Origin of the sequence: Adhaeribacter aquaticus DSM 16391 (genome assembly GCF_000473365.1) — a bacterium.
Taxonomy (GTDB): Bacteria; Bacteroidota; Bacteroidia; order Cytophagales; family Hymenobacteraceae; genus Adhaeribacter; species Adhaeribacter aquaticus.
This window is the reverse complement of sequence record NZ_KI421517.1, coordinates 3,705,986-3,731,851: the sequence shown is the minus strand read 5'-3', so window position 1 is coordinate 3,731,851 and position 25,866 is coordinate 3,705,986. Positions and strand designations below refer to the sequence as shown.

Annotated in this window: 22 protein-coding genes; 7 read left to right on the top strand and 15 right to left on the bottom strand. The window is 38.4% G+C overall.

Annotation, left to right across the window (positions count from 1 at the left end):
• Nucleotides 1-9: 9 nt before the first annotated feature.
• A complete protein-coding gene (gene msrB, locus ADHAQ_RS0118720) occupies nt 10-456 on the bottom strand; it encodes a peptide-methionine (R)-S-oxide reductase MsrB (protein ID WP_026464254.1) in 447 nt (148 codons plus the stop codon).
• 195 nt (nt 457-651) lie between these two features.
• Between msrB and ADHAQ_RS0118715 the strand changes: the two genes are divergently transcribed.
• The 3 genes from ADHAQ_RS0118715 (at nt 652) to ADHAQ_RS0118705 (ending at nt 3,508) form a co-directional block, all read left to right on the top strand.
• Entirely contained in the window at nt 652-1,083 is a 432-nt protein-coding gene (locus ADHAQ_RS0118715; RefSeq protein ID WP_026464253.1) for a hypothetical protein, read from the top strand.
• Nucleotides 1,084-1,314: 231 nt separating this feature from the next.
• On the top strand, nt 1,315-1,749 hold the full coding sequence (locus ADHAQ_RS0118710) for a hypothetical protein (protein WP_026464252.1): 435 nt from the start codon (nt 1,315-1,317) through the stop codon (nt 1,747-1,749).
• A gap of 193 nt (nt 1,750-1,942) precedes the next feature.
• The gene (locus tag ADHAQ_RS0118705) at nt 1,943-3,508 is read left to right on the top strand and encodes a protein adenylyltransferase SelO (RefSeq protein WP_026464251.1); all 1,566 of its coding nucleotides are present in this window, start codon (nt 1,943-1,945) and stop codon (nt 3,506-3,508) included.
• Between the two features lie 126 nt (nt 3,509-3,634).
• Here ADHAQ_RS0118705 and ADHAQ_RS0118700 read toward each other — a convergent pair whose 3' ends face one another.
• Nucleotides 3,635-3,874: a hypothetical protein gene (locus tag ADHAQ_RS0118700; protein WP_026464250.1), complete on the bottom strand. Its 240-nt coding sequence runs from the start codon at nt 3,872-3,874 to the stop codon at nt 3,635-3,637.
• Between the two features lie 242 nt (nt 3,875-4,116).
• On the opposite strand from ADHAQ_RS0118700, the gene ADHAQ_RS0118695 reads away from it, so the two are divergent.
• Nucleotides 4,117-5,049 carry a sugar phosphate isomerase/epimerase family protein gene (locus ADHAQ_RS0118695; protein ID WP_026464249.1) on the top strand — a complete coding sequence of 311 codons (933 nt, stop codon included), beginning with the start codon at nt 4,117-4,119 and terminating at the stop codon, nt 5,047-5,049.
• An 86-nt stretch (nt 5,050-5,135) separates the two neighbouring features.
• Here ADHAQ_RS0118695 and ADHAQ_RS0118690 read toward each other — a convergent pair whose 3' ends face one another.
• Together ADHAQ_RS0118690 and ADHAQ_RS0118685 are read right to left on the bottom strand one after the other, a co-directional pair.
• A complete protein-coding gene (locus ADHAQ_RS0118690) occupies nt 5,136-7,631 on the bottom strand; it encodes a TonB-dependent receptor (protein WP_051360023.1) in 2,496 nt (831 codons plus the stop codon).
• A 248-nt stretch (nt 7,632-7,879) separates the two neighbouring features.
• Nucleotides 7,880-8,401: a DUF4890 domain-containing protein gene (locus ADHAQ_RS0118685; RefSeq protein WP_026464247.1), complete on the bottom strand. Its 522-nt coding sequence runs from the start codon at nt 8,399-8,401 to the stop codon at nt 7,880-7,882.
• 277 nt (nt 8,402-8,678) lie between these two features.
• Here ADHAQ_RS0118685 and ADHAQ_RS0118680 point away from each other — a divergent pair, with 277 nt between their 5' ends.
• A complete protein-coding gene (locus tag ADHAQ_RS0118680) occupies nt 8,679-9,374 on the top strand; it encodes a uracil-DNA glycosylase family protein (protein WP_026464246.1) in 696 nt (231 codons plus the stop codon).
• 74 nt (nt 9,375-9,448) lie between these two features.
• On the opposite strand, the gene ADHAQ_RS0118675 is transcribed toward ADHAQ_RS0118680, so the two are convergent.
• The 11 genes from ADHAQ_RS0118675 to ADHAQ_RS0118620 all read right to left on the bottom strand — a co-directional run bounded on the left by ADHAQ_RS0118675 (nt 9,449) and on the right by ADHAQ_RS0118620 (nt 22,966).
• A complete protein-coding gene (locus ADHAQ_RS0118675) occupies nt 9,449-10,732 on the bottom strand; it encodes a M16 family metallopeptidase (RefSeq protein WP_026464245.1) in 1,284 nt (427 codons plus the stop codon).
• Between the two features lie 71 nt (nt 10,733-10,803).
• The gene (locus ADHAQ_RS0118670) at nt 10,804-12,171 is read right to left on the bottom strand and encodes a M16 family metallopeptidase (RefSeq protein ID WP_211240595.1); all 1,368 of its coding nucleotides are present in this window, start codon (nt 12,169-12,171) and stop codon (nt 10,804-10,806) included.
• Nucleotides 12,172-12,345: 174 nt separating this feature from the next.
• Nucleotides 12,346-12,852 carry a cupin domain-containing protein gene (locus ADHAQ_RS0118660; RefSeq protein ID WP_026464243.1) on the bottom strand — a complete coding sequence of 169 codons (507 nt, stop codon included), beginning with the start codon at nt 12,850-12,852 and terminating at the stop codon, nt 12,346-12,348.
• A 100-nt stretch (nt 12,853-12,952) separates the two neighbouring features.
• Complete coding sequence (locus tag ADHAQ_RS0118655; RefSeq protein WP_026464242.1) at nt 12,953-13,522, bottom strand: hypothetical protein; 570 nt, start codon at nt 13,520-13,522, stop codon at nt 12,953-12,955.
• 285 nt (nt 13,523-13,807) lie between these two features.
• Nucleotides 13,808-15,019: a glycoside hydrolase family 88 protein gene (locus ADHAQ_RS0118650; RefSeq protein WP_026464241.1), complete on the bottom strand. Its 1,212-nt coding sequence runs from the start codon at nt 15,017-15,019 to the stop codon at nt 13,808-13,810.
• A gap of 35 nt (nt 15,020-15,054) precedes the next feature.
• Complete coding sequence (locus ADHAQ_RS0118645; protein WP_026464240.1) at nt 15,055-16,272, bottom strand: DUF4861 domain-containing protein; 1,218 nt, start codon at nt 16,270-16,272, stop codon at nt 15,055-15,057.
• Between the two features lie 218 nt (nt 16,273-16,490).
• Complete coding sequence (locus tag ADHAQ_RS26240; RefSeq protein WP_211240594.1) at nt 16,491-16,652, bottom strand: hypothetical protein; 162 nt, start codon at nt 16,650-16,652, stop codon at nt 16,491-16,493.
• A 212-nt stretch (nt 16,653-16,864) separates the two neighbouring features.
• The gene (locus ADHAQ_RS0118635) at nt 16,865-19,252 is read right to left on the bottom strand and encodes a TonB-dependent receptor domain-containing protein (protein ID WP_026464239.1); all 2,388 of its coding nucleotides are present in this window, start codon (nt 19,250-19,252) and stop codon (nt 16,865-16,867) included.
• Nucleotides 19,253-19,257: 5 nt separating this feature from the next.
• Complete coding sequence (locus tag ADHAQ_RS0118630) at nt 19,258-20,652, bottom strand: HTTM domain-containing protein (protein ID WP_245590637.1); 1,395 nt, start codon at nt 20,650-20,652, stop codon at nt 19,258-19,260.
• The gene (locus ADHAQ_RS0118625; protein WP_026464237.1) at nt 20,639-21,721 is read right to left on the bottom strand and encodes an imelysin family protein; all 1,083 of its coding nucleotides are present in this window, start codon (nt 21,719-21,721) and stop codon (nt 20,639-20,641) included. The genes ADHAQ_RS0118630 and ADHAQ_RS0118625 overlap by 14 nt, the downstream gene beginning before the upstream one ends.
• Nucleotides 21,722-21,865: 144 nt before the next feature.
• The gene (locus tag ADHAQ_RS0118620) at nt 21,866-22,966 is read right to left on the bottom strand and encodes a DUF4856 domain-containing protein (protein WP_026464236.1); all 1,101 of its coding nucleotides are present in this window, start codon (nt 22,964-22,966) and stop codon (nt 21,866-21,868) included.
• 626 nt (nt 22,967-23,592) lie between these two features.
• Here ADHAQ_RS0118620 and ADHAQ_RS27360 point away from each other — a divergent pair.
• The gene (locus tag ADHAQ_RS27360) at nt 23,593-24,420 is read left to right on the top strand and encodes a hypothetical protein (protein ID WP_026464235.1); all 828 of its coding nucleotides are present in this window, start codon (nt 23,593-23,595) and stop codon (nt 24,418-24,420) included.
• A 600-nt stretch (nt 24,421-25,020) separates the two neighbouring features.
• Nucleotides 25,021-25,785 carry a ThuA domain-containing protein gene (locus ADHAQ_RS0118605; RefSeq protein ID WP_026464233.1) on the top strand — a complete coding sequence of 255 codons (765 nt, stop codon included), beginning with the start codon at nt 25,021-25,023 and terminating at the stop codon, nt 25,783-25,785.
• Nucleotides 25,786-25,866: the final 81 nt, after the last annotated feature.

Below are 25,866 nucleotides of genomic sequence, written 5' to 3'. Positions count from 1 at the left end.
TATTTATTATCAACTTTTTAAAAGCACCATACTGGCCGAATTTATGCAATACCTCAAACCTCCTAGTTTAGGTCCGTCGGGAAATACATGCCCTAAATGACCACTGCATACATTACATTGGACCTCTATTCTATTCATATTATAGGAGTTATCAAAAATATATTTGATGGCTCCTTTGGAAATAGGCTGGGTAAAGCTGGGCCATCCGGATATAGCATGGTATTTCTCCTTGGAATAAAACAAATAGTTACCGCATCCGGCACAAACATAAATACCCGGTTCATACAAACGGCAATAAGCATTCCGGTAAGGAGATTCTGTTTCTTTAAGCCGCAGAATCCGAAATTGATCGGGCAATAAAATCTGCTGCCATTGTTCCTCGGTTTTTTCAATCCGTTTTTCAGGTTCCGGATTACTGTATTTGGCATAAGCAATGATATCACCCCAGCGAAGCATAGTATTAAAATTTATAAAATTAATTTTTTAAAAATGCTAACCTTTGTAGTTATATAGCTACTCTTAGTAGCCAAATAAATTTATTTAATTTTTTTGATTGCACCTGTTTCTTCTTAAAGAAACACCTCCATATTAAATAATCGTATTACCAGGAGTACAATCTTTTTTAAACTTTAATTCTTTACTAATACACGCATGAAAGTAACAGGCAATATTACCCAAATAAAGAACAAGCGTAGTAACCAGCATAAGGACATAGAAATCCACGTAGATAAAATAGAATACATTACCCAAAGAAAGGACGGCCGGTATTATCAACCTTTTGACCTTACGGAAGAACTCGAAACGCCACTGGTTATTACCGGAGATTGCTTAGCCAGGACTGAAGCCCCAAATTCGGAAGAAGGAGAACTGGAATTTAAAGTGTATGATAAAATAGAAGAAGAATACGTACTAAACCCCCATAAGCAACTTTTATTATCTATGGTTTATGATTTTGATGAAGACGAAAACATTCTTACTTCCGTAATTTATTCGGTAACTATAGACAATGAAGAATTTAAAAACTTGGAAAATAAACTAACTAAAGAGAAAATTTTTAAAAACAGGGGTACTAAAAGGAGTTAACTAATAACAAGTATTACCGATTATAAATATCTAATACCGGCTAATTGAGCTAAACCAATCCCAAAGTTCAGTATAAACTAGACTTTAACTGTTTATTATCAGAAATTTAACTAAATTTTATATTTATTATATTAGTTTAAAATATCAGGCTTCAAAAAATAACTTTCTAATAAAATATTAGTAATATTAAATATATTTAAAATATGATTTGTATAGTTATTTTATTAGAGGATGCTTTCAAATGCAGATAATCTTTACGAAGATAGTATTGTTCAAATCTTTAATTATAAAGAACTCTCTATTCTTAAATTAGTTTTTAAGAAACAACCCGAACCAGAGCAATTTAGAAATGGGTATCTGCTGGCATTTGATGCAGTTTCCAGAAAAAATATAAAGTTTTGGGTCACCGATGCCAGCAATATTAAAACCATGTTACCTGACAACCAAAACTGGTTAATGCAAAACATGATGCCCTTTTTAAGCTCTAACAGAATTCAAAAGTTTGCAATTATTATTTCTCCGGAATGCTTTGTTATGACCAATCCTAATCGGGTGTATGAAAAAAATAACGAGGAAAGCAAAGCCAAACCAGTTGGTAAAATTAAAATCCACTTTGATGAAGAAGCCGCTTTAAATTGGATTTACCAGGAAGAAATGGCTGGTTAATTGCTTACCAGATTATTTACTACCTCTTCCTTTTCTATAAACAGGTAACATCTGGCCCTTCCTTTTACCTTAAACTCCGGTTAAAAGTCGCAATTATTAATAGAACAAGAAAAGGAATTTGATTCTTTTCGTATATCCTTAACTGGTATAGAAAATACCGGTTTAATATAGTTGTAACTATTACAGAAAGTTCATGCAAAGCTTAAGTTCGAAAATATATAAAAATGAGTTTGTAAGCACCTTTCAAGGCGATGAAAGTGGTGACTCTACCCCACGGCAGACACCGGGTGTATTTTATAGTAAAGTACTACCTACCCCCGTTAAAAAGGTTTCTTTGATAGGCTGGTCAGAAGAACTAGCCCAGGAACTGGAATTGGAAAAGCCCAGCGAGCAGAAAGATATTGACATTCTGGGTGGAAATTTTGTAGCAGAGACCATGGCGCCTTATGCCGCTTGTTACGCCGGGCACCAATTTGGGCATTGGGCAGGGCAGTTAGGCGATGGCCGGGCTATAACGTTAGCTGAACTGGAAACAACGGCCGGCAAAACCTGGGAAATGCAATTAAAAGGAGCTGGCCTAACGCCTTACTCCCGCCGGGCAGATGGACGGGCCGTACTCCGGTCTTCAGTGCGGGAATACCTGATGAGTGAAGCCATGCACTACCTCCGGGTACCCACAACCCGTGCCCTTAGCCTGGTTACTACCGGCGATATGGTGGTACGCGATATGTTGTATAATGGCAATCCACAGGAAGAACCAGGCGCTGTAGTTATGCGGATAGCACCAAGCTTTTTGCGTTTTGGCAACTTTGAAATTTTGGCCGCCCGGAAAGAACTAGAAAACCTTAGGAAACTGTCCGATTGGACAATTAACCGGTACTACCCCCACATCCAGGGCGAAGGCGAAGCTAAAATAATTGCCTGGTTTAGCGAGGTACTGGACCGAACAGCCACCATGATTGTGGAATGGTTACGGGTAGGTTTTGTGCACGGAGTAATGAATACTGATAATATGTCTATTCTGGGGCTTACCATTGATTATGGCCCTTACTCGTTCCTAGATAATTACGATCCTAAATTTACACCCAATACTACTGATTTACCTGGGCGACGCTATGCCTTTGGCAAACAATCGTCTATTGCCTACTGGAACCTGGGGTGCCTGGCCGGGGCATTAGCGCCTTTATTTTCAGGAACCGAAAAACTGGCAGAAGTATTGGACACTTTTGAAAGTAATTTTTATGGCAAATATTTTACCATGATGGGTAATAAATTAGGCTTGGATGAGGTAAAAGAAAAAGACATTACTTTTTTCACCAACCTGGAAAAGTTTCTTACTTCTTTTCAGCCCGATATGACTATTTTTTACCAACTTTTAATAGACCTGCCGCAGGAACTGAAAGACGAAGAAACAGTTATTACCCATTTCCAGGAAAGTTTTTACCAGGAGCTGGATGGTAATGGAAAAGAAAAGCTTTTTGCACTAATGAAGACATATTCGGAGCGTCTAAAAGAAAACACCTCTGCCCCTGAACAATCGAAAGAACAAATGCGCCAGCATAACCCGCGTTTTATATTGCGAAATTATTTACTGCATCAGGCCATTGAAGAACTGGAAAAGGGTGAGAATAAATTATTTCTGGAACTTCAGGAAGCTTTAAAAGCTCCTTATTCCCGGAATGCTGACAAGTTTTTTGCTAAAAGGCCGGGTTGGGCTAATAAAAAACCAGGTAGTTCCATGCTTTCCTGTAGTTCCTAATTAACCTGATCCTGGTTTATATTGATTTAAAAGTCCAGCATTTGAAAAATGTTATAATACAAAGAAGGTAAAATAAAAAAGAGGTGCTGTAAAAATTACAGCACCTCTTTTTTAAATATATAAAAATTAAATCCACCCTTTACGTTCACTAAAATGATTGCAGCCGAAATTGGCGCCGGTAATCATTTCAAAATCCTTGGGCTTATTGTCCACTAAACTAAATTCATGAACCAAAGGCAATACATATTCCGGTTCCATAGCATGCTGGCCGGTTAATTCATCACAAACACCAAAGGCATCAGTTGGTGCTTTTATTTTTTCGGTATCCTGGTTCCAATGACCACAATGATTGCATGTAGCTTCCATATCTATAAATATTTTAGTTCAACATCAAATAAAGTTGTGTATACTTCTTAAAGTAGATATCAGGTTTCAAAAACACGGCTGTTTATTAAACTGATATTTATAAAAATATTAATAACAAGCTGCTAAATGCAAAAAGAGGTTGCTCTCAGGCGAAAAGACTAGCCTTCATGGATTATGAAACTTCTTATTAATTCTGCATATTTAGGCAAAGAACCAATGTCCTTTTATTTATAAATCCACCCATGAATCGCAGAACGTTTAATAAAAAGTTAGTCCAATCAGCTGCCTTATTGAGTGTAGCTTCACCATTATATAGCTTTCAACCAGTTAATAAATCTGTTCGGTTAGGTGGCCCCGTCTTAGATAAATTTACCAATCCGGAAGAGTGGATTGCTATCTTAAAAAACCTTGGCTACCGGGCGGCATACAGTCCGGTAAAAGTTGGGGCCTCTTCTGCGGAAATTAAAGCTTATGAAAAGGCTGCTAAAAAAGAAAATATCATTATTTCAGAAGTTGGCGTCTGGAACAATCCAATTGACCCGGATAAAGAAAAAGCGAAAGCCGCCATTAAAAAGTGTGTTGATTCCCTGGCCTTAGCAGAAGCCATTGGTGCAAATTGCTGTGTTAATATCAGCGGTTCTAAAAACCCAGAAAAATGGGCAGGCCCACACCAGGATAACTTCAAAAAGGAGACTTTTGATGAAATAGTAGAGGTAACCCGAAATATTATAAAAGAAGTTAACCCTACCCGAACTTATTTTGTTTTGGAGGCCATGCCCTGGGCGTATCCCGATTCAGCAGATTCTTATGTGCGTCTGATAAAATCTATCAATCACAAACAGTTTGGCGTACACCTGGACCCCATGAACCTGATCATTAGTCCGCGTGATTTTTATAATAATGGCGCCCTTATTAAAGAAGCTTTCCAAAAGCTGGGACCAAATATCAGAAGCTGTCACGGCAAAGACATTATTTTAAAAGAAGATGTTTATACACCTCAATTGGTAGAGTGTCGGCCAGGTTTAGGCAAAATGGATTATAAAGTATTTTTAAGTGAATTGAGCAAATTAAAAGATGTGCCCTTAATGCTGGAACACCTTCCAACCAACGAAGAATACAAACAAGCTGCTAATTATGTAAGATCTATTGGCGAACAAGAAGGTATTCTACTCTAGATAATAACAAAAGGCTTACTAGCTATAAAAAGGGCTCCGAAAGACAAATGCTTTCGGAGCCCTTTTTGGTTAACATTTAACTGAATTTATTCCTGGTTTAAGTTTCTTTGTTTACCGCCAATTTGTCCTTGGTTTAGCCGGTAATTCAAAGTCAGGTTTATTTGTCTTCGGCGGGCCTGGCCTTCGCTATTGGTATAAAAGTCCCGGCCTAAATAGGTACCATCATTTTCCAGGATCCTTCCTCTAAAAACAGAACGGGTAATGCGCGTATTAAACAAGTCCAATACATTTAAAGTTAGGGTGCCTTTCCTATTTAAAATTTCTTTACTCAGGGCTAAATCAGCGTAATAAAGTGCTGCCCGGCTTCCCTGGGGCGTTTTTTGCGGCGCTTCGTAATTGGCTCTTATCTGAAAGTCCAGATTTTTAGGCAGGTTAAACCGGGATGTGTGGCGCATAAACCAGCTATAGGTATCGCTGCTGATATTTTGGGCTAAATTGCTTCCATCCGTAATAGCCCGGAAAAAATTTAAACTTAAATCAAGTTTCCACCATTCCTTTAAGGCATAATTTCCGGTAAACTCTGCACCAAAGGCATCTTCCGAGATTAAATTTTCCGGCCGCAGCCTGGCCACGGAAATTGAATCGCCCTGGTATTGAACGACCTCCACCCTCCGGATAGTGGCCATTTTATCTATAGTATGGCGGTAATACAAAGACGAGGAAATAGAACCTTTATCAAAGTATTTAATATGGCCTAAATCAAAAGCATTGGTATATTCGGGATTTAAATTAGGATTACCACCAGCAAAATTCCGACGATCGGTAAAGGTATAATATGGGCTCAAATCAAAATAAACCGGCCGCCTGATCCGACGACTGTAGCTTATTTGCAAAGCATTTTCTTTAGGTAAATTATAGGTAAAGTGAGCACTTGGAAACAGATTAGCATAATTTCTTGGATTTTGTTCGTTTGTTTTCCGCAGCGTTGTTTTTACATCGGTATACTCGCCCCGTAGACCAACCTGATAGGAATATTTTTTACTTTTATTTCCCCAGATACCATAAGCTGCATTTATATTTTCGTCGTAAATAAAATAGTTGGTAAATTCCGGAAGTAAGGTAAGGCCTCCTGCTGCATCCTCATCGCCCACCATGTAATCATTTACCATATTGCGGAAACTACTCCGGAAACCAGCTTCGAATTTACCGCCTTCCCCAACAGGTCGCACATAATCTAACTGGGTTAAATATTGTTTCTCGTACTCATCGTTTACCGAGCGTTGCAATACAGCTTTGGAAACATCCCGGTCTCCTCTCGGGCCAAAGGTGTTTTCTGTAAAAGTCTGGTTTGATTTTTCCCAGTAATCCAGGAAACGAAAATCCGCGTTTAATTCATGTCCTTTGCGGGAAAATGTTTTTTTGTAGCTCAAGGCGTATTCGGCATTTACCTCATCTTCATTTTCGTCCTGTTTCCGGTCGGTATATCGTTGCAACTCCTGGTTTGGTTTGTAGTCCTGGTAACGGATATCAGTTATGCGGTTTGCATCGCTTCTCCGGAACATATAGGATGCAGTTAAAATACTGGACTCTGAAAAGAAATAATCCATACCTCCCCGGATGTTATTATTAAAACCGGTTAAGGTGCCTTCGTTATTTTGCCTTAATATGGAAGTGACTTGATTATTTTTAGTAGTTTCCTGGTAAAGTGAGCTCCAACCTGGTGTAACCCGGTAAGCAAGTCCGTAGTTGACAAAGAAGTTTACTTTTCTGTGGCGGTAATTAATGTTAGCCGCTCCCCCATAATTTGTTGGCTGCCCCGTTATTACCTCAAAAGAGCCGTTTAAGCCATTTTTTTGTTCTTTCTTTAAAACTATATTAATAATGCCCGACATGCCTTCGGCTTCGTAACGGGCAGATGGATTAGTAATAATCTCAACTTTATCTATTAAACTACCTTGTAACTGTTGTAAACCCGCTCCACCTTTAAAACTAACTAACCCGGATGGTTTCCCATCAATTAAGATCCGAACGTTTTCACTTCCCCGTAATTTTACATTACCTTCTGCATCTACTGACACCGAAGGTACATTACTTAAAATTTCAGTAGCCGATCCGCCCGCATTAGATAAATCTGTTCCTACGTTAAATACTTTTTTGTCCAGCGACAACTCCATGGAGCTTTTCTGCCCCTGTACTACCACTTCATTTAAGGTAGTGGCGGCCGCGGCCTGTACTCTGAGAGTTCCTAAATTATGCGAAGGATTATCTTTAGTAAGATTAAAAACCGGTGATTTAAATGCTTTATAACCTATAAACTCAATTAATGCATAATACTGGCCCAATGGGGCATCCATTGCAAATTGCCCTGCTTCGTTGGTTATATTTCCAGTTAATAACTTATTATCCGTTGTTTTAAAAATACGAATAGTAGCATACCCCAACGGTGAATTATTCAGAGCATCTACTACTGTTCCGGATATGGCGGCTTTTTTGCTGTTTTGGGCCACTCCCTGTAAAGGATAAAGTAAGGTAAGAAACAGGCAAAAAGTAATAATTCTTGGTAAAGGTAAAAGTAGAAGCATAAATAAAACTAATGTAGTGGACGTAAGCCATTTAATATAAGCTAGCAAAATACAAATGGTTCTTAAGAAAAGCTAAACTTGGTTAACCAGCCCGCCGAATTTATTGCCTAAATGGTCGAATAAAGGGGTAGGCATTCCAAAAATTTCCGCTAATCCAAATAATATTTTGGAGTTTCAATAAGAAGTAAGATCTTAAAATAAAAAAGCCCGGCATAAACCGGGCCCATTTTTACCAAACAACCTATTAATTAACCGTTATTAGATCTTCTAAAACGGTTTTCTTTTTCACCTTCCCGGCCAAAACGGTTTCCGTGATTAGCCTGCATTTGCTTCCGTTGTTCTTCGAATTTCTGAAATTGCTTTTTGCTAACAATGCCTTTAAATTCTTTTTCCCAATCGGCACGCAGGCGTTTCATTTCTTCCTTTTTGTTTTCATTTCGGTTATTGTCATTATTGCTATATTGGCCGCGCATGCTTTCCATTTGCTGGGCATGTTTCAGGTTCAATGCCTGTAGTTTCTTCTTCTGGTTATTATTAAGGTCTAACTTTTGGCTCAGCATATCTGTGCGGCGGTTTGCATGTTCCTCCGGAGATAATTTTTCCCGGCGCTGGTGCTCCCGTCCCTGAATTCTACCTTCTTGGTTTCTTTCCCAACGTGCCTTGCCCTGATTATCAATTTTATTTCTTTTATCATTCTGCGGGGCATCCTGGGCAAATGTGGTTCCGGCTATTGCCAAACCAAACGCTAACATTGCTACAAACTTTTTCATTTTCTTTTATTTTAGGTGTTTAAAATTTTTAAAAGGATCAGGCTTATTTGCCCGAATTACTTACCTTATTTCAAAGCAAATGCCAGAAGTTATTTATTTTTTGATATGCGCTGGAAAGTGGCAGGTTTCTCGACCAATAGCAACTTTATATCGACCGTTGAGGTAAATGAATTGTTCTTTAAATTTTAAAATCAGCCACCTAAACCAACCATTTAAAAGAGAGCCTGAATTTATCACTGGAAAATAAAACTTTATTGTAAAGCATTAACTAAACCAAATGAGCACTTTTGCCGATAGAGTAATAGCATTTAATAAATCCCTACACTTTACCGGACCATTACCGCCAGGCATCCGCATCCTTAATCCCTTTCAGGAGGATCCAGCTATTATTCCTATTTATTCTGAATTTTACCAGAAATATTATCAGGATAACAACGCCAGGCATCTGATTTTAGGCATAAATCCTGGTAGGTTTGGCGGCGGCGTTACGGGTGTACCATTTACAGATTCTAAGCGGCTTAAGCGCGAGTGCCAGCTTGCCTATAGTGGAAAAGAAAGGCATGAACCTTCTTCGGTTTTTGTTTACGATGTTATAAATGCTTTTGGAGGCCCGGCAGCCTTTTATGCTAAGTTTTTTATTAACTCGGTTTGCCCATTAGGTTTTACCGCTATCGGTAAAAATGGAAATGAAATAAATTATAATTATTATGATAGCCGGGAGCTAACCCAAGCTGTAAATGATTTTATTGTTCAAAGTATTCGAAAGCAGCTTGATTTGAACATTAATACGGATGTTTGCTTTTGTTTTGGAACCGGTAAAAATGAAAAGTTTTTAAAACAACTTAATGCAAAACATAAGTTTTTTCAGCAGATAGTGGCATTGGAACATCCGCGGTTTATTATGCAATACAAAAACAAATCAAAATCGCTCTATATTGATAAATACCTTAACGCCTTTGAACAGGTTCTTTAAAGAAATTAAGTCTTTAAATTATTGGTAATTAAAATTTGCCTATCTTAAACTAATTATATTAATTACATGCTTTTTTAGTAAAAAGCTTCCTGGGCAAGTTGTTTATTGCCTAAAAAGGCCCAGCGTATTCCATTGCTATACTTCTGGTACACGTCAAACATTTCTTTGGTACTTACTTTATCTATCTTTTCCAACAATGTATCAGCTAGCTCCCATCCGCCCATTATTTCGGCTTCGCCTAAATATTCTACTAACCGGCTGGCGCTTTCCTGCCGGCGGTAGTAACTTCTCTTTACTGATTTTTTAAGTAAATCCAGTAACTCCTGCGAGATTTCATTTTTTTTCATACGGCCCACTTCCGTTGCCATAGCCAGTAAAGTAGGTTTTGGGTTAGAGGTGCTGGCGTAAATTGTAGAGTAAGCCATCTGATGCACCTTTACATCCGCCCCGGCTTCATAAGATAAATTCTGCCGGTTTCGAACCTCATTAAATATTCTGCCACTTAAAGCATTTATGGAAAGCAAATAGGCCGGAAAATCAGGATGGTTCATGCTGGGAGCATTAAAAACTCCGCAAAAATAGTTGGTAGCTAGTTCCCGGTGTTCGGTTACCAGTTGCTGATCCTGAAATACCGGACTTTTATAAACGTAAGGCTTATAAGGTAGTACTGGTAAATTTGCAAAAGACTCTTTTATTTTCTGTTCTAATTCTTCTTTTTTAAGATTACCGGCAATTACCAAAAACATCCGGTTCTTATTGAGCAGGTTTTGGTAATAATACTGCTTCAGGCTATCAGAAGTAAATTTTTGCAGCGTCTGTTCCGAACCTAATGGGTCGATGGCATAAGGTGTATTGGCAAAGGCCGCTTGTAAGGCCAACTGTTCCAGCCGTTCTTCCGGGTCAGCAACCTGGTTACGAATAGAAGCGATCATTCTTTCTTTTTCAATGATTAGTTGCCGGGCATCAAAGGTTGGATTTAAAATAGCACTGCTAAATAAGCTCCAACCCTGGCCAAAGAAATCTTTTACACAATTTACTTTGATACTCCCATAATCTAATGCTGACCCACCCGCTATTCTTATTCCAAATTCATCGGCCATATCCCGAAAAACTTCTTCCGGGTACTTTTGGGTACCACACCTGGTAGCAGCATAAAGGGCTAGGTTTTCTAAACCAGCCTGGCCAGGTTTTAAATTTGTAACGCCACCCCGGTAAAACATATTCATACTGATGGTTTCTTTCTGGGTAGGCTGAAAAATCACTTTTAACCCATTAACAGTAAAAGAAGTGGTTTCCTGTTGAGCAAAAAGAGACAGTGCAGCTAAGTAAAAAACCAGAATTAAAAAGAATTGCTTCATAAAATATTTACCTGTAACAGGCGCTGGGTTAATTTTCTTTATGGATTAATTTAAAAGGAACCGAATAAAAATTAATCTGCCTTGAAAAAAGTAGTTGGTTTTACCTGCTGGCTCATTTCTTTATTTATAAGGAGCCCCGCTACGTAAGGTTTATTTTTTATGTATTTCCGAACATAATTTTGCAGATCGGCTTTGGTTACTTTATTCAGGTTTTCCTGGTAAGAGGTATAATAATCAATGGAGGCGGATGCCCACCAAAAAGTAAGCGTATGGGCATATTCAGGGGTTATTTCATTTCGCTCAACCTGCTCGGTGGCCAACAATCGTTTGGCCCTTTCTATCTGCTTTTCCGAAAAATAATCGTCGGCATCCCAAAGTGCTAATTGCTTTTTCATCTCAGCTAAACATTCCTGAATCCGAGACGGATTAGGCGTTACGGTAAAACTGATCGGCCCCACGTACTTTTGAGTATAATAATTTACACCCACACTTAATGCCAGACCCGAGGCTTCCAACGCTTCGCTTAGTTTAGAAGCTTTTTGATTTAAGATAAATGAAAAAACATCAGCGGCATAGGTAGCCGCTACATCGTTTCGGGTATCTGGCCCGTGCCAGCTAAACTGAATAACCGGTACCTGGGCTATATTAGATTCTACTACAAAATAATTGGTTTTAGTAAGCGGTTTGAATTCGGGTATGGGCCACTTCTTAAAAGGATCAAATTTGGAAGGTACCCAGGAGGTAAAGATCCTTTCCACCTCCTGAAATGCTTCCTGGTGCTTAACATCCCCGGCAACTACTAAAATGGAATTATTAGGCCAGTAATATTTATTTTTGATAGTTTCCATTTTATCCGGCGTTGCCGACAAAATAATGGCATGGTTGCCAATCACATTCTTACGGGAAAACAAATCGCCCCACAACTGGTGATCAATGGCATCCTTCAAAGCAAAATAAGGATTGGATTCGTGCCGCTGAAACTCCGCATCCACAATTTCATTTTCCTGCCGCATGTCTTCTTTCCTAAACCGCGGATACCGGATAGCCGAATTCATAAATTCCAGCCCTCCCTTTAAATTTTCCTTGGGCAGGGTAAAGTAATAATTTACCAATTCTTCCCGGGTAGTACCGTTATAACTAATATCCAGCTTATTTACCTGGTTGTTATACTCAGCATGAGTAGGATAATATTTATTCGTCTTAAAAAACAGGTGCTCGTAAAGGTGACTTAATCCATTAAATTCCGGAGGTTCCGTAAAAGAGCCATTCTTAACTCCAATTTCAATGGTTACCATTGGTATGGTATGATCTTCCACTACCAAAACTTCCAAGCCGTTAGGAAGCTTTTGAAAAAACATGTTTTCGGGCAGCTGCATCTGGGCCTGGGCCACACCAAAAACCAGTAATAAAATAAAACTAAATAGATATTTCTTTTTCAAATAAGTAAAGGGCAGCATCTAAGACAACAGAATTATTTTAGTTTATGAAATTAGAGGTTAAAGCTTTATTTAACAATATTCTCTTCAAATTAAACAGGGAAAAAATTTACTTTAAGCAAGAATAGGTAAAGAACTGCCTCCGGTATACCAGTAAACGATTACCAGTCCGAAAAATTACCGGCAACATCTATTTATAACATCAGCCTGCTGAGCAAATTGGGAAAGCAAAACCTCTTTTTCGGCTAATTCAAAATCGGCAAAATCAAAACCTGGTGCTACGGTACACCCAACCAAGGCAAAAGTAGTACCGGGTGCCGGCTCTGCCGCAAACCAAGCTCCAGCCGGCACTACAAACTGAAACACCTCTCCTTTCTCCAAATTGTTTCCTAATTGCACCCTGCTATACGTACCATTGAGTTCCAGCACATGTACATACAAAGCACCTCCGGCATAAAAGTGCCAGCATTCATCACTCTTTATTCGATGAAAGGCAGAAAAATCTTTTTGCTCCAGCAGGTAATAAATAGCAGTAGAAAAACTTCGGTCCCCTTTAAAACGGGCAGGTAGCCCGAAGACAGGAATATTTTCCGGTGCTTTATAGGTTTCTTTGTAATAGCCTCCTTCCGGATGCGCTATCATCTGTAACTGCTCTATATAATAAGCAGCTTTTTTTGCGGACATAAATTGTTCTTTATTTAGAACGGTAAATTATAAAACAATAAAGCACAAAGAATAAACTTTGTGCTTTATTGCTGTTGAGGAAAAGGTAATTACTTTCTACCTACTTTTTTAATGCAGCAATTACGCCGCCGAATTTCCGGTTCAAACTATCCTGGGCAATAATAACGTCTTCTTCGTTGCGCATTAAATGCCGGATGGGAGCATAAGAAAATAAATAAAGATACCCATTGTCAAGTTTAACAACGTATTCCGACACAGCTATTTTCCGGCCCCGGCTAACTGATCTTTTTTGCAGAAAAGGCAAACCTTCTGTCTGGCGGTCTACAAAACCCTGATTTTTGATTTTTTCAGTATCTATAGAAGAATATAAACTACCCACGGCTTCGTAAGGGGTCCGGTCCGGTTTATCTACACTACGGGCATAGAATAATACTTTATCGGCTGGCTTTATATCCATTTTTTTAGCGTAACGGTTATAAGTTCGCCGGGTAAAGCCGGTTAAATCATCCTTTTCCATGTCATATACATATTCCCCCGGAAAAGTTAAATTTAGTTTCAGATTATCGTTATTATAATGGCTGCTCTTGGTTACGTTAGGTGGCGAAGTAGTACAACCCAAAAAAGTAACCACAGCAGCAAAAAGGGTAAGTCCAAAAGGAATTGGTTTCATAATTTTATATTAGTGTTTAGAACAAAATTTAAAGATGCCTCTATCTTAACCAACGGTTTTACCAGGAATGAATCTTAACAAAGTTCTCCTGCTATTCCATTTGCGGTTTTAAACCTGCATCTCTGGAAGTATACTGAAATGGTATAAAAAAGATAACTAACCAGAAACAGGTATTACAACCTATTAAATTTAGCCTCCTGATTCTTCACTCTAATACATAAAAAAACAAAAGAGGCACCATAACCTGGTGCCTCTTTTGTTTTTTTCACTTATTCAGTTTACATTTTATTTACCTAGTTCCTGATAGCGTTTCATGGCTTCCACAAAATAATAGTCACCGTAGGTAAGCGGCACATCTATTTCAGATTGTTTTGGGAAATGCCCCACTCCATGTTTCAGAATAAAACCTCCATTTGTCCCTAAAGAGGCCTTATACTTCGGCATCGACAAAGTACGTAACATCGTCTCGGCATCAGCTATATATTTTGCTCCCGTTGTTTTATCTACGTATCCACTTAATTCTATTAATGCTGAGGCGGTAATAGAAGCAGCGGAAGCATCGCGTAACGACTTAGGAATATTAGGGGCATTAAAATCCCAGTAAGGAACTTTATCTTTTGGCAAATTCGGGTGGTTCAGGTAAAAGCCTGCAATATTATTAGCCTGCTCTAAATACTTGGCATCTTTGGTTTCGCGGTACATAACTACATACCCGTATAACCCCCAGGCTTGCCCACGCGCCCAGGCCGATTCATCGGCATAGCCCTGAGCGGTTTTCTTTTCCTTTACTGCTCCGGTTTCAGGATTGTAGTTGATTACGTGGTAAGAGCTATAATCCGGACGGAAATGGTTTTTCATGGTGGTATTGGCATGGGTAAGCGCAATATCCCGGAAGGTAGGATCGCCGGATACTTTAGAAGCCCAGAATAATAATTCCAGGTTCATCATGTTATCAATAATAACAATAAAATCCTGCTTTTCTGAATCCCAGGAACGAATGGTACCGGTAGTAGGCGAAAAGCGGGTAGCTAAAGAGCGGGCACTGTTCAGCATTATTTCTTTGTACTCTGGTTTAGGAGCAATTCTGTTGGCATTACCAAAACTGCAGAACATCATAAACCCTAAATCATGGGTACCTTTGTTATATTGTTCTTTGGCCAATGGCTTCATTATCCGGAGCGCTTCGTTATAAAGCGACTGGTCTTTGGTTTTTTCAAACAGGTAAAGCAACGTGCCCGGGTAAAAACCACTACACCACCAGTCAGAGCCGCTGGTTACAAGCTTATTGGTTTTAGCATCGTAAGAGCGGGGAAATTCGTCGCCGGAGATACCTTTCATCAGGACTTTGTATTGGGCGGCGGCATCTTTATAATTTTTATTAAAAGTTTGGACTAAGTCTGCTTTAGGTTTAAAGGCTGGTTTGGTTTGAGCCTGAACGCCTCCTGCCAGTACTGAACAAACCAAAAGTGTAGTTGCTAAAAAGCTTCTTCTATTCATATTATAGGTAAGTGATGGAAATTTATTTTAATAAATCAGATTATTTTAATTTCTAAAGGCGACACAATTCTTTTAGCAAAATTAGCTAAATATTGGTCCCATTCTTCTTTGGTCTTAAACTGGGCACTTTTAACCCAGGCAAACCCGGCGTAATACACTACTTTTTTATTTTTAACATTACTCATTACGAGCAAATGACTTTGTTCTTTGGCTTTGCTACGGTGGTCTTTAAAACTTTTTACCAGGGCCGGATTTATAACAATGGCAGTACCTAAATAGGAGTCATCCATGGGTTCCCAGTACCGGAACCAGCCCGATTTGGAATCAACTTTCACTTCTCCTTTCTGGTCGTGCAGGGTAATTCCAATGGTACAATTAGGTAAAGGCTTACTGCTTATTAATTCTTCTTCAAAACGAGTAAGGTTACTTCCTAAGTCTAAACTAATCCGTTTTTTTTCCTGTATAGTGCGTCCATTGGCACTCCAGGGAGCATAGGAAAGTTCAAAAACTGTCCGAATAGGTCCTACCGCAATAGTTTTATAACCTGTAAAGTTTTTAGATACATATAAAGAGTCATTTTCCCAGACACCAATCCCACCAATACCGCGACTTAAACCAACATGGTACGGATCGTATCCCTCACCGGTATCTTTGTGATAAGCTCCATTCTGTTCCTGATTATTGCGGTACCATTTATTTATAATAGGATAGCTCACCCGTTTCAGCCAGGCATCCATCCCACTGGTTAAGGTTCCTCCGGGTTTGCCCGATTCAGTTAATTGCTGGGCTACCGGTCCGTAGGTTCGAAAGGCAACCCGGTCATTTTCCCAGGTATAATCATCGGTTCGTTCCGGCACAAAACGAGAATAAGTGGTTAGTTCGCTTTTAGGACGCTGGCTGGCACCATTAGGTGCACCGCTAATGATAAACCTTTGTTCCTGGTTAGCCTTTATCGAAGTCTGGAAAATAATTTCATCCATGACACCATCGAGATTATTATCAATGGTCTGGCTTACCAAAATTTTGTTGGTGGCGGCATTTTTAATGAAAAGATTATCTGCTTCAAACTTAGCTACCAGCCCCTTTACCACGCTTACCGGTATACTAATGGTCTCAGCCTGCCGGTCGAGGTTTAATTTGTTTTTGACAGCAATGGTTCTGGATAAACCTGCATATTGAAAAGAACTTAAACAAAAAGCCAGTAATAAACTACTACCTGCTTTAAAAGCTCTCTTTTTCGTAAAGTATTTCATGAAAGGCTAAACCACTAATTTATAAATTGAACGAAAGTTCAAGTTACAAAATGCCGAGGTAAGTTTAAAATGATATTAACCCCAATTATTAATCACATACAATTAAAGGTTTGAGACAATGGGACCTTTTAAATATTTGGAAAATAAAATTAGTTAAAAGGAAAAAGTACAGACAATAAAAAAGCAGCCCGTAAGCTGCTCTTTAATATTTTCTTTAGTTACGACCAAAGCTCGGATCGCCGGGCTTTTTCATAATCTAGATAGTCGGGAATCAGCATATTTTCTACTTCGTACTCCCGTACATCATTTACTAATTCCTTGTATTCGTTCGCTTCAGGGGTTTTTGGATCTGCATCGTAAATGGTGTTAATCCTTTTCAATGCATACTCATAATCTTGATCTGTTTGAATTTTCATATCAGCCTGTTTTATGAGGTTGTATTAACGAATTGTTAAGATATTGGTTTATATTTTTTTCATGAATTTTAAATATAAAAAATCTTCTTAATATATGAAAGTCAGAATATTGCATTTATTTAAATAATCTTTACCAACTGCCAATTTTGTCTAATTTTAAGATTACATTCAGCACGTTATAATTTAAATTGCAGAGTTAAATAATAGCCTCTAGGGTCAGAAGGTATTATACCGGGTCCTGGGTAGCCATCGGCTCTGCGGGTAAAATACTTGGCATTAGCCAGGTTATTTATACTGCCATATAAGGTAAACCACTTCCACTGGTAACTGGCACTAAAGTCCATTACCTGATAAGCAGGTACGGCCCCGTCTACGGCCGTTGGGGTAAATTCGGCGTTGGTAGCATCGGAGTATTGCTTGGCCACATAGGAATATTGATAGGTAAGATTAAACCGATTATTACCATACGAAACGCCACTCCGGAAAAGAACCGGTGGCACAAATTCCACTAATTTATCTTTTATGGCCGTTTCTTTTGTTTTGATATAACGAGCATCAATTACCGCAAAATTGGTATAAACCGACAGCTTATAACGGCTATTGCCATGGGTGATAGCTTTCAATAAGTCAGCCTCCACCAAACTTTCAAAACCAATGTTCCGGCTGTCGGCTACGTTGGTACGCAACCTATACACCATGTTGTCTTTATCTTTAGTAAAAATGGAGCCAATCCGGTCATTATACCTTAAATAAAAAACGCTTAAGTCGTAGAAAAGCCAATCATTCATTTTTCCTCTTAAACCGCCATCAGCCGTATAACCCGTTTCATCCTTTAATAATGAATCTACCCGGGCATTGGCATTTACTACTCTTAAATCATTAAAATTGATAGAACGATAATTTTGCGAAATATTAGCATACAACTCTACACTTTTGGCCAGATCGTAAGAAGTACCGATGCCAAATAAAGCGAAAGAACGGTTATTCTCTTTATTTTCATTTACCTTAACATCGGGTACAAACCGCATTGGCTGGAAAAAATAACCATTAGCTCTCGTGGATATGTATTCGACCCGGGCTCCTGGTGTTACACTCCATTTATCTGAAAGTTGAAAAATGTTTTCTACAAAACCCGCTATGTTATTTCCCGGAAAACTATAGCTGGAACGGCTTGGTTCTTCCGATAAAAATTTAAACTGAGGCCCCTTACCGGCATCGGCATCTCCCTGGTTGCGGAGCGTTAATCCTTTATAAACCCGTACTCCAGTCAGAAAAGTACTAGGCAACTTTTTTATTAAATCATAACGGTGTAGCAAACGTATTTCAGATCCATAATTGTCGTAGTTATCCGATAATAAATCACGGGGCCCTCCAGGATCGGGCCGATTTATATAATTTAAAATACCTAAGGCTTCGCGACTAGCCTGTAAGTTATAACTCCGCCAATTAAGCTTGGTCCGGTCACTGAAACGGTAATCTAAAGATACGCTAGCTAAATTCCAGTTCACCCGGAACCAATTCCGCTCCCTTACCGATTGTGCCGGGTCAGCTGCAAAATCAGCATCGGTTAAACCTCCGGGCTGCTGGGCCAGGTAGTGCATATAGGTATATTCTCCGGTAATTTTAAGCTTATTGGTAAAGTCATAATCCAGGTGCACATAAGCTGCATTTTGATCGAAGTGGCTATTAGGCCGCCAGCTGTCGCCTTTTTTATATTGGTAGTAAGCGTAATAATTTAACTTTTTAACCGTACCTCCTACACTGTTAAAAGAATTTAAAAAACCAAATGAACCAGTAGTTTGCCGGCTAACCAAACTAAACGGTTTATTAACCGGGCCTTTTTTTAACTGGAAGTTGATAAGTCCGCCAAATTGGGTACCATATTGTAAACTAGCTGCGCCCCGTACAATCTCAATTTTTTCAACGGCTTCGGTAGGTGGAGTATAATAACTTTCCGGGTATCCCAAGGCATCGGCACTGATATCGTAGCCATTTTGGCGCGTATTAAAATTAGAAACCCGACTAGGGTTTAGTCCTCGCCCCCCTATTCCTAACTGCAGTCCCCCGCCATCGTATTCCCAAATATTTAACCCGGCAATCCGGCTATACACCTGCCTCGAATTATTGGTAGCCAAATTCGCATTAATGTTGCCCATATTAATTACTTCAGTTTTTTTGCCGGCATAAATAGCCATGCCTTCTACCTGTCGTAAACTACCAGCTACTTGTTTATTTACATCCGTAATAGTTACTTCCCTTAACTGCGCATTAGCCGAAGTCAAGTTAATAGTGAGCTCCTGATCCTGGTTCTCCAGGTTTACCCGCTGCCGGTATTCTTGGGCACCTATATAAGTTACAGAAATAATGTAGCTTCCACTTTTTAAAGCAGTAAACTGAAAATAACCATTCCCCTGGCTGTTGGTTTTAAGATTACGCGGCTGTAAAGTAATGGAGGCTCCTTCCGTGGGAACGCCCTCTAAAAGAATGGTGCCATTTACTCGCAGCTGTTGGGCTTGGCTTATTAAGGCAATAAAAAATAAAAAAACAAAGGCAAAATACTTCATGTAAACTACTGTTCAGTTTTTATATAAGGCAACACCCACGTATAGTGTTTCCACCCTACTACTTGTTTAGCTAAGTTGACGGTAGAATCTAAGTACAACCGCGAACGCTCGCCATTTAAGGACACATAACTCTCTGCATAAACAGCAGGTTCTTTTAGGCCCCGCCCGGCATAAACAGCCGCCAGGTGGTGCGCATACCTAATCATCATATCCGGTTGGGTACTCATCATTTTTTCCTGTAAAGGGGTAAGAAATTCCCGGTTATTTATTTCATAGGTTTTTCCGGTAGCTGGCTCCTTAATATAGAAGTAAGCAATTCCAGATTTCTCCATGAGCATTACCCGCCAGGAAAACCGGAAACCTTCTTCGTTCCAAAACAAATGGCCAGGGTATAGCAAATAACGGAAAGGAATAATAACCTGTAAAATAAAGTAAAGGCTAAAAACCGTTAAGAAAAACTTTTGGGTTATTGGCCTTAGGGAGTAAACTTTAAAATTTGCTTCCGTTATAAATGGGGAAAAGATTGGCTCTAAACTTTTAAATATGCCGGCATGAAAATTTGAGCTAAAGAAAATAAAGCTGGAAACAATCATGATGTAAGGAAACATGCCTATACCGGGGAAGAACACCGCCGTGGCTAAATGGAAAGCTAACACAAAAAAGTAAGCTACTGGCCTTGTTTTTCGGTTTATCAGGAAAAAGGCAATTCCTAAATCGTATATAGCCCCAAACCAACTAAAAAAATACGCTACCCAAGGTTCATATAAAAAAGGACCAATTAAGGGTAAATGGGTTTTGGCAGGTAACCAGATTCTCAAAGGCATGGCATTCAAAAGCCAGTCTGGGTGCAGTTTGGCAATTCCGGCAAAAAAATAAACCATTCCCAGCTGTAACCGGATAAGGCCAACAGTCCAAAGTGGAACTTGCTCTCTCCTTATTCGCGGAAAGAAAACTACATCCAATGCCCAATACCGGTTGGCCGGTAACCATATCAGCAAAAAACTAATCAGGCTAACAAAATAATAGTGATTTAAATAATTGGTGCTATCAATAAGCTCTACGTAGGTAAACGTAAGAAAAAACAGAACAGCAGCAGGCCGGTAAAATAACCCCAGCAAAATAAGCAGGGAAGAAATGGCCATTATTGTAAACAACAAATGCATCCCGGTATAACCTAAGGGATGCACCCATTCAAAACCCAGATAAGTAAAATAGAAAGAAGGCTCTACGTATAATTCCGTAATCCAGCCATTAAGCCAGAACCGGATTATGCTTGCTAACATCATCCCTCCAAATAAAATCCGGAAGGTAATGAGGGGCGCAATGTGGATTGGCCTTTGTAACCAGTCCCACCAGCCCGGCAGCCCGTTCTCTCTCCTGTTACTGTTAGTCACCGTCACTGTCCTGGTAAGTTATGCGAACACCGGTAGCTGAGGCCACATCCGTTTTAACATAAGTTAACAAAGTTTGAATTTGCCGATAAGCTGCATCTACTAACTCTTTGTTGTTGGTAAAAGCATTAGACATTGGATCCGGTATAGCTTTTAATTGATCAATGGCAGTATCAAATTGCTTTATGACATCAGAATTTAACTGGTCCTTTTTCAAGGCAACTAAATAATCTGAAATTCCTTTGCCGCTGTTATTTCCTGTATATGCTTTTTTTAAACTGTTTAAATTCTCAACCGCCAGGGCTCCTGAAATACCAGCATAATATCCTTCACTTTTATCGGCAAACACGGTACCTCCTGACATTTTACCAAAAGGCCAACCAATGCGCGGACCTTTAAGCTGATCTAATTCAAAGGCAAATTGGTTAACCAAATATCCAATAGGGCTACCCACATCGGTACGGGTATTAGTCACAAACTGGGTTCTATAATTAGAGTTCCACTCCGTAGCTACAGTATTAACTAAGGATTTACTCCGGTTAATTACATCTTGAATGTATTTTTTCCGGTTGTTATTAGTTGCTTCAGTTAAACGCTGAATTGCATTAGGCGAAAACAGCAAATAATCCAGAGCCGGGAAACCTTGCTGATCCAGGACGGAGGTTTGGGCAAAATTGTAAGTCCCGCTATTGATATTATTTTCAATGGCAGTGGTATTAGCCGGGAAGGTATTTAAGAAGTTGCTTAAAAGAACTGTTTCAGCTGGACCTACTTGGTACACAGAAACGCGTTGAAACTGTAGGTAAGCCTCTTTGAATATAGGCTTTAAGGTTTGTTGGTTAGCCGTTGTAGGAGCATTTAAAAAAGCATTAACGGCAGTCTCCAAAGTTTGTAGTTGCCCTTGTAAATTAGTATAACCCGGAATAATAAGGTTATCAGCGTAGTTGGTTAGCATGGCCGTTTTGTCAAATCCATTATCAGGAGTTGGATCAGGCTTATCGTTTCCATCGCAGGCTAAAACTAAAAATACAATGCTTGTTATTAAAGTTATAAAGCCTTTTTTTCCTGTTAAATTCATGATTTGTAGAAGTTAAGTTTTTTTTTATTCTAGTTGAAGACTGCCATTCTAGCTTCTTAAAAACCCTATACTTATTTTTAATACCAAACTCCCGGGTATATTATATACCGGGAGTCTGCTAAAAAACTAGGTTTGGTCAGGATCTTATAAATTATAAGTTGTCTTCAGGATAGTTTGTGCTTCTTTCAGTTTGGTAAAGTTTGGATCATTAACCAAAGTGTAGTAGTTGGATGAAAGAATATCTATCAGTTTTTGTAAATTAGCATCAGTTAGTTTACTTCCTGGCGCGCGGTATTTTAAGGCAAGCACAAAACCATATCCTTCAGATAAAGCATGAAACTGTGTTCCTAAATTACCTACACTGGAAGAGGCTTGTGGAATGGTAACATAAGATAAAGCTGAAATAGCTGCTAATTTTTCCCATGTATCCTGAATTGTTTTAACCTGCTCGTCACGTACTTTATAATCCTTAACACCTATAGCAGCACGGCCTTTCCGGAAAGCTTCAAATAAAACACCTCCTGCTTTTATAGGACGGCCTCTTTCTCTTAAATAACCACCCCACAATAAAGGGCGATTTACTTCAGTACTCGCATAAACTTTAGCAGAATCATAATCAACTGGTATTCCCAAATAACCAAAAGCTTCATCCCATTTGGTTTGCATAGCAGTTGCGCCCTCCGTTACAGTTGTATTGTTTTCATTGCCAATATTTTTCATGATGCTCATGGCTTCTTTAAACAAAAGACTACCCATCATGCCTTTGGCCACCGCCTGGTTGTATTCTAAGCCCTGCGGGCCAACTAATATTTTACCAGTTCCCCGAGGAATAAACCCTGCCGTACCATTAGTAGCCGGTATATCCTTAGAGCTGCTATAAGCTACGTGTTTATTAATAAAATCCTGGAAAACGGGTACATCAGCTGTTTTAGCTGAAAGTTTAAATCCAGAAGTATTTAATGCCGCATTTGTGAAAGGAGCATTCGTATTATTAAAAAGATTATTAGCCTTAGTCTGATCCAAAACTGTGGAGGTACCAGAACCTAAATAAGAATTTAGCTCAACCGCCATTTGCACCTGGCTAGCACCAGCGTTTATACCAGGACTTGAAAAGGCATAGCTAGCTGGAACCGTATAGGCAGGAATTTGATTTTCATCATCCTCTTTACAAGAGGAGAAGCCTGCCAAAGCGGCCAGACCTAAAACAACAAAATTTTTGTTTTTGATTATGGTAAAATTAAACATAGTTTATGTGTTTTATTTAGACTAATTTTAAATAATGCACAAAACTAGAACGGAATTATATACAAGGCAAGTCTTATTTAGAAATATTTTAAATAAACTTTTAGGTATAATATAGTTTACTAAAAATTAGGAGCAACACCTTTTGTTTAGGTTGGAGTAGTTTATCTCTAATAACCTAGAGAGCTCAAAATGATCTTATAAAATTGTCTTTTATCCTTTGAATTTAGTTTAAACACCTCTCTGAGTTAGAATGGCCAGTACAATACCCTTTCCCTTTTTTAAAAAGTAATAGGTTATATAATAAACTATTTACCACCATTTTCATACTTTCTGCAAGAGTAACTTCTTTAAAATTTGGGAAATCTTTTACAGGCAAATGTTAGCTATTATAAAATTATATACCATTTAATATATATTACATAGTTAAAATGAAGTTTAATGCTGTCAAACTTTAATTTTATTATCTGATCTAGTTGGTTAACAGGAAGTTTTCATTTATATTTCAAATAACAAGTACATAATTATTGATGAAGTTTAATTTTTATGGCTGGTATTTTAATTTATAAGGACAGATTATTTTGATTAGATAAATAGGTTGTATAAATAATAAATTTAAAGTAGCATAAATGACCACCACCACCACCATAAAAACCATTTGCCCGCCAGAGGTTTACTCTGCATTAAAAAACACTTATAAACAACTAAAGTTTATTCAAGTAAACATAGCCAATAAAATAATTCCTCATTATTTAGATATAAGGAAAGAGTTTAACAATTATCAAGCGCAGGATAAGAATACAGTAGTTCCAGCTAAATTTAATTGTTTAACCCAGACGCCGCTTTGTGATATCATGAAAATGCAGGGTTCTGACAAAGCACTTTACCAGGGAGAAGGCAAACACAATTATACTACTTTTTACAACGAAGCTTTTGCACCACTTTCTAAAAAGCCAATCCGATTTTTTGAACTTGGGTTAGGGACTAATAATCCAGACATAAAAGCAAATATGGGAAGTGCCGGTCGACCTGGGGCTTCACTTAGAGGCTGGAAAAAGTTTTTCCCATTAGCTAATATTTTTGGAGCCGATATTGACTCTTCCATTTTGTTTGAAGAAGATAGAATAAAAACTTTTTATTGTGATCAAACAGATAGTAGTATAATAAAAAGAATGTGGGATCAACCTGAATTGCAGGAGGACTTTGATGTTATTATTGATGATGGCTTGCATGAATATTTTGCTAACATAATTTTTTTCCAGAATTCCATTCATAAATTAAAGGTAGGTGGCATTTATATAATCGAAGATATATTAAGAACAGAATTAACCAATTGGGAACATACCATAGAAAATTACGCTAAAGAATATCCTAATCTTAGATTTACCGTTTTAAAAATTCCCAATGTTTTTAATACCTGGGATAATAATCTTATTGTGGTAGAGAGGATATTTTAAGGCAAGGAGGACAAAACACTTTCTCCTAAAATCATTATTGGATTTTCAAATCTATGTATTTTAGGGTTGCTTACCTTTTAACGGTGATTTTGTAAACTATAAGATTGTTCTTTTTAATCCTGGCTAAAAAGAACAATCTTATAAGTGTTTTTATATTCAGCCAACCGGATAATTTGAAATGGCTCAACCCGTCCGGAAAAGTTTCGTATATTGTACATTAAAGTTTTCCATTGTTATTACAAAAGGCGTTACAAAGAATAACGCCTTTTGTATTTTCCCACTTGAGCTACCTGTAAATATTCATAAAAGGCATGAAAATGCCACTCTCACAAAAATTACTTTGATGAATATATTTTTTAGTGGTTGATTATAGCTACCCTCCCCCCTGCCACTCTTATTTGCCTTTCAAAAACCTTTTATTTAATTAAAAATATAAAAACTGCTTTTACTACTATACCTATCTTTCAAGTCCAGTTCAAAAAGAAGCGGCTAATCTTCATTTATCACTTCTCTCCTACCTAGAAACACCAATTACCGGTAAAAATATATTCAGGGGATAAAAAAATTATTAACTTCCGGTTTATAACCAAACTAAACCTAATGAACCGTATTAGAATTATTCTACTTCTTTTTGTATTACAATTTTTCGTTGCTTTTAGCACCATGGCCCAAAAGCAATTTAAAGTTTTATTAGTGACTACCACCAAAGGATGGCATCATGAGTCTTTGCATTCTGGCGTATTAGCCGTGCAACAATTAGGCGTTCGCAATTTCTTTGATGTGGTATTATTGGAAGACCCCAACGGATTTACGGATAAATTTTTACAGCAATTTCAGGCTGTTATTTTCTTGAATACTTCCGGCGACATTTTGGATAATAATCAGCAAAAGGTAATGGAAAAATTTATTCAATCTGGAAAAGGATTTGTTGGCATTCATAGTGCCTCGGACACCGAGTACGATTGGGATTGGTACACCAAGCTGGTAGGAAGAATGTTTCATATCCACCCAGCCGTACAAACAGCGAAAATGAAAGTGCTGGATCCAAAGTTTCCTGGCTTACAGGATTTTACTAATGATAAATTATGGACAGAAGAAGTTTATGAATTTGGCCCGGAAAAAATTTCTGGACTTAACTACATTTTAGGAGTAGATGAATCTACTTATAACCCTAAAGCAGATTGGGGACCAAGAGGCAAAGGGGAAGGAATGGGAAAATTACATCCGCTGGCCTGGTACCATAATTATGATGGAGGGCGTGCTTTTTATACAGCTTTAGGCCACTTACCTACTAATTTCCATGATCCAGCATTTCTAAACCACTTATACGCAGGTATATTATGGGCGGCTACAGGTAAAAAATAGCCGACTTTTTTAAGAGCATTTTCAGTCAGGCATTTTTACCTGGTGGAGATGCTCTTTTTTTTCAACAATATTTATTAGTCA

What these genes read in the sequence shown, in the direction of transcription:
- ADHAQ_RS27360 (WP_026464235.1), top strand. Translation starts at nt 23,593, where the DNA reads ATGACCACCACCACCACCATAAAAACCATTTGCCCGCCAGAGGTTTAC.
- ADHAQ_RS0118625 (WP_026464237.1), bottom strand. Translation starts at nt 21,721, where the DNA reads ATGAATTTAACAGGAAAAAAAGGCTTTATAACTTTAATAACAAGCATT.
- ADHAQ_RS0118690 (WP_051360023.1), bottom strand. Translation starts at nt 7,631, where the DNA reads ATGCTTCTACTTTTACCTTTACCAAGAATTATTACTTTTTGCCTGTTT.
- msrB (WP_026464254.1), bottom strand. Translation starts at nt 456, where the DNA reads ATGCTTCGCTGGGGTGATATCATTGCTTATGCCAAATACAGTAATCCG.
- ADHAQ_RS0118605 (WP_026464233.1), top strand. Translation starts at nt 25,021, where the DNA reads ATGAACCGTATTAGAATTATTCTACTTCTTTTTGTATTACAATTTTTC.
- ADHAQ_RS0118705 (WP_026464251.1), top strand. Translation starts at nt 1,943, where the DNA reads ATGCAAAGCTTAAGTTCGAAAATATATAAAAATGAGTTTGTAAGCACC.
- ADHAQ_RS0118655 (WP_026464242.1), bottom strand. Translation starts at nt 13,522, where the DNA reads ATGAAACCAATTCCTTTTGGACTTACCCTTTTTGCTGCTGTGGTTACT.
- ADHAQ_RS0118660 (WP_026464243.1), bottom strand. Translation starts at nt 12,852, where the DNA reads ATGTCCGCAAAAAAAGCTGCTTATTATATAGAGCAGTTACAGATGATA.
- ADHAQ_RS0118675 (WP_026464245.1), bottom strand. Translation starts at nt 10,732, where the DNA reads ATGAAGCAATTCTTTTTAATTCTGGTTTTTTACTTAGCTGCACTGTCT.
- ADHAQ_RS0118645 (WP_026464240.1), bottom strand. Translation starts at nt 16,272, where the DNA reads ATGAAATACTTTACGAAAAAGAGAGCTTTTAAAGCAGGTAGTAGTTTA.
- ADHAQ_RS0118650 (WP_026464241.1), bottom strand. Translation starts at nt 15,019, where the DNA reads ATGAATAGAAGAAGCTTTTTAGCAACTACACTTTTGGTTTGTTCAGTA.
- ADHAQ_RS0118620 (WP_026464236.1), bottom strand. Translation starts at nt 22,966, where the DNA reads ATGTTTAATTTTACCATAATCAAAAACAAAAATTTTGTTGTTTTAGGT.
- ADHAQ_RS0118680 (WP_026464246.1), top strand. Translation starts at nt 8,679, where the DNA reads ATGAGCACTTTTGCCGATAGAGTAATAGCATTTAATAAATCCCTACAC.
- ADHAQ_RS0118695 (WP_026464249.1), top strand. Translation starts at nt 4,117, where the DNA reads ATGAATCGCAGAACGTTTAATAAAAAGTTAGTCCAATCAGCTGCCTTA.
- ADHAQ_RS0118715 (WP_026464253.1), top strand. Translation starts at nt 652, where the DNA reads ATGAAAGTAACAGGCAATATTACCCAAATAAAGAACAAGCGTAGTAAC.
- ADHAQ_RS0118635 (WP_026464239.1), bottom strand. Translation starts at nt 19,252, where the DNA reads ATGAAGTATTTTGCCTTTGTTTTTTTATTTTTTATTGCCTTAATAAGC.
- ADHAQ_RS0118685 (WP_026464247.1), bottom strand. Translation starts at nt 8,401, where the DNA reads ATGAAAAAGTTTGTAGCAATGTTAGCGTTTGGTTTGGCAATAGCCGGA.
- ADHAQ_RS0118710 (WP_026464252.1), top strand. Translation starts at nt 1,315, where the DNA reads ATGCTTTCAAATGCAGATAATCTTTACGAAGATAGTATTGTTCAAATC.
- ADHAQ_RS0118700 (WP_026464250.1), bottom strand. Translation starts at nt 3,874, where the DNA reads ATGGAAGCTACATGCAATCATTGTGGTCATTGGAACCAGGATACCGAA.